Genomic DNA, 3,528 nt, shown 5'->3' with positions numbered 1-3,528 from the left:
ATCAGCGCATTGATCGACAGCGCCCCAATACGGCGGAATACATCCGACAGCGCGCTCCAGACCGCCTGCACCGCATAGAACGTTCCTTGAAACGTGTTGACCGCCGCATTGCCAAAGCCCACCACGCTGTTGATCGCTGAGGCCATGCCCGAGGCAGCATCGGCCTTCAATCATAAAACATCGCTGTGGCCGCAGCACCTGCAACAGAAGCGCCCATCTTGATCCGGCCCCAGACCTCGGCTGCGACATCCTTGAGAAGCGCCATTGCGTTGCCAAAGCCCCCCGCACCTTACACCAGCTTGGTGAACCAAAAGACCAGCTCGCCAGCACCGACGATCAGCGCCCCGATGCCCGTGCGCAAGATGGCGCCCTTCAGAAACACAAACGCCGTTGCCAGCCCTTTGACCGACAATGCGGCTTTGCCCATGGCCAGCACCCAACGCCCTGCCATCAGCCCTATGAAGGTAACCGCAAAGGTGGCAAAGCGGGTCAGATTGTCGAAGGTAAACCGGATCGCCACCCCAAGCGGGCCGGTGACGCGTGCAAAGGCGACCAGCCCGTTCACGGCAGCTTCAAGTGCGGGTGCCGCGGCGACGGTCAGCTGGTTGGCCACCCCGCGCCAGAGAAGTCCCAGCCGCGAGATCGCATCGTTGGTCACCTCGATTTACTCTGCGTCGTGCTCAGAAACGATGACCCCGAAATCGCGCAAATCCTGCGTCGCTTGCCGCAATGTGGCGCTGTCGATGCGCGCCATGACAATTGAGCCTTCTTCGCCAAAGAGCTGACCTGCCACCGCAGCTCGTTCAGCCGTGGGAACGAATTGCGTGATTGCGCTGTTGATCGCATCGACCCTCTCATCGAGCGGCATGCGCACCAACCCTTCCGCCGATAGCCCCAAACGGTCGAGCGCTGCCGCCGCGGGACCCGTGCCGGCTGCCGCCTGGCTGAGCCGCCGCGTCAGGTCCTTTGTCGCTTGCTCGATGCCTGACATAGAAACGCCCGCAAGCGCGCCTGCGCGCTCCAGTACCTAGATCGAGGCCACCGTTGTGTCGAGCGACTGCGCCAGCTTGGCCTGCGCATCTACCGTTCGCAGGCCTGAGCGGACAATCAGCGCGCCTGTGGTCTTGATCGTGGCGGCAAGCGCCGCCAGTCCCAGATTGGTGCGCCACCATAAGCTTGCCATGCGCTGGTTGGCCGCCTCCATCTCGCGGCTGAGCCGGCCAAAACCGCGCGCACCGGCCTCGCCGACACCCTCCAGCTCGGCACGTACCTGCCGGCCGCCGGTCGCTGACAGCCGGACAGAGACTTGTTTGCTGGTCATGGGGTGGGGATCCTGATGTAGGCAGTGCGTGATTGGTCACTGAGGTCGCGATGAGACCGCAGTCAGCAGAGTATGCCCGTGTTTGCCACCCGCTTGGAGGTTACCGTCTGCTGCAGGGGGCCTTCGGTCATTCGAGAGAAGGCCTGAAAGGGGCTGTGCTGGACGGCGCGGTGGTGCGACTGAGAATGATCCGTCTGTCGGCAGAGCGATTGGCCGGAATTTGCAAAGTCTGCGGAATTCGCATACCAAGTATGCGTTGCCAGCCGTTACTCGGTTTGGCCGTGAAATCCAGCGTTCGGTTTGGAGGCTGGTCCACTGCAGTGGCCCAATGTGCAGCCGCCAACATTATCCAAGAACTCGAATAATCAAAAACTTACCAAGGAGAGCAGTGTTATCGCCAAGCTTACAAAACTTTCGCAGTTCACAACCGCGCAGCCGCGGGCCGAAACAACATTAGAAAAAACGACCCGCATGGCAAAGGACATCACCGAGCAGGAAGTAAACAAGCGGCAAGAAAAGATTGCCCGCCTTCGGAAAGCGCGACACGAAAACGAAGCAGAAGATGCAACAACCAATGCTTCTGAACCACGGCTACTAAAAAACAGTAGATGATCAGTCTGTCTGTACCCTTGCCGCCGATCATGGACCCAGACTGCGCATTTAACGCATTGCTAGAGTTTTGACGTCGCGCCTCGCGTTTGGCTCAAAAACTAAAAGCCCATCTCCTGCATCGCCTGATCCAGCTTCTCGCGTGTAAGGCCCGGCTTGTCCGCCAAGATCTGATCGATCAAGTCGCTCCGAAAGTCTCCGCTCGGCGCGGACTGTGCGTTGGGTAGGGCTGACACCTCGGAAGCCTTCAAGGCTTCCCTGTTCAGCCGCAGCTTCAGTTGCATCCCTTCCACGAACTCCTGGTCGTAATTGCTCATAAATTCTCTCGGCTTCTTCACTAAAGCGTCCCGCCCTTAACCTGCGACATATCCGGCAGCCGTGAAGTAGTTCCAGCACTCTTCTGGTGAATAGAGGCCGCAGATCTCGGCGATTGCGTTGAACATGTCGGTGAATGTGCGTGCCCCTATCCGGCGCAGGTGCGCTTTGAGCTTGGAGAACGCCATTTCGATCGGGTTGAGATCGGGACTATATGGCGGCAAGAACAAGAACCAGCATCCGGCTCTGCGCAATGCTTTTTCTGCCTCGGCATTCTTGTGGGTGGCGAGGTTGTCCAGAATGACGACGGTTCCGGGTGAGAGTTCTGGCACCAACACCTTTTCGACGTAAGCAGCGAAAGCCGCGCCATCCATGGCCCCTTTGATCACCCAGGGGGCGATCATCGCATCGGCACTCAGCCCGGCTATAAAGGTCTGGGTGCCCCATGATCCGAAGGGCGCGTCCATGATCAGGCGGTTTCCGCTAGGAGCCCATCCCCGCTGCCGTGTCAGGTTGGTCTTCACGGATGTTTCATCAATAAAGACAACGCGGTCCGGGTGCTTCGACACGGCGGGAATGCGGTGCTTGAACCAGTCTTCGCGCTGTCGCCTTACCTTGGCACGGCGGCGTTCGGTGGCGACCAGTGACTTTTTTTATATGTGTAGCCCAGTTTGCGAAGGAACTTGCCAATGGCGTTGGGGTGCGCCTGAACGCGCGTCGTGGAAAACAGGGCTGCACTCAGCTCGGGCATCGTGATGTCGCCATCCTGCGCGATGATCTCGGCAAAGAAGTCTCGATGCGGGTCCAGTTTGCCCCGGCCTTTTGGTCGGCCCTGCGGCGCAGCTTCCGCCCGTCCCGTCCGCCGGATGGCAAGCGCCCATCGCGCTCCCGTCGCGGGCGAGAGCTTCAAGCGTAGAGCCGCCGCGCGACCGCTTAACCCTTCCTCAATATATCGCTGAAAACGCGCCCGAAGCGCGTCTGGCAAAGCTGCTGACATGATCCATCCTCCCAAACAGGATGAATCAGAAAAACAGCCCGCTGTGAATCTGGAGGGTTCTGTGAGGTCGTGGGGGACAACGGTGGGGTCACACATGCGCTGTCCGCGACCTCATTGAAGCCGGATTGAACGAACCCGCGTGTTGGTTTTGCGCTATGGGGATTGTGTTGCTGGCTCAGCTCCGGGGTGGTGTTTGCGACGGCGGGCAGACCGATGAATGGCGGCGCGCGGATGACAATTTGGCCGATGGCTGGTCTTCAGGGGTTGCGAAACCGGTGTGGTTTGC

The 3,528-nt window shown here is 59.6% G+C and carries 3 protein-coding genes and 1 pseudogene; 1 reads left to right on the top strand and 3 read right to left on the bottom strand.

Annotated elements, in window-relative coordinates; all coding sequences use genetic code 11:
• Window positions 1-1,321 (bottom strand): annotated as a pseudogene (locus tag VGP75_RS20610) (phage tail tape measure protein); the annotation flags it as partial.
• A gap of 300 nt (window positions 1,322-1,621) precedes the next feature.
• On the opposite strand from VGP75_RS20610, the gene VGP75_RS09745 reads away from it, so the two are divergent.
• On the top strand, window positions 1,622-1,933 hold the full coding sequence (locus VGP75_RS09745) for a hypothetical protein (protein WP_327543474.1): 312 nt from the start codon (window positions 1,622-1,624) through the stop codon (window positions 1,931-1,933).
• A gap of 98 nt (window positions 1,934-2,031) precedes the next feature.
• Here VGP75_RS09745 and VGP75_RS09740 read toward each other — a convergent pair whose 3' ends face one another.
• Entirely contained in the window at window positions 2,032-2,247 is a 216-nt protein-coding gene (locus VGP75_RS09740; RefSeq protein ID WP_327543473.1) for a hypothetical protein, read from the bottom strand.
• 36 nt (window positions 2,248-2,283) lie between these two features.
• A protein-coding gene (locus tag VGP75_RS09735) for an IS630 family transposase (RefSeq protein WP_327543472.1) occupies window positions 2,284-3,242 on the bottom strand; the annotation gives its coding sequence in 2 pieces (ribosomal slippage) (window positions 2,284-2,898 and window positions 2,901-3,242; 957 coding nt in all).
• Between the last annotated feature and the right edge of the window lie 286 nt (window positions 3,243-3,528).

Origin of the sequence: Yoonia sp., assembly GCF_036007805.1 — a bacterium.
Taxonomy (GTDB): Bacteria; Pseudomonadota; Alphaproteobacteria; order Rhodobacterales; family Rhodobacteraceae; genus Yoonia.
The sequence above is the reverse complement of the archived record's forward strand: the minus strand, read 5'-3'. Positions and strand labels throughout refer to the sequence as shown.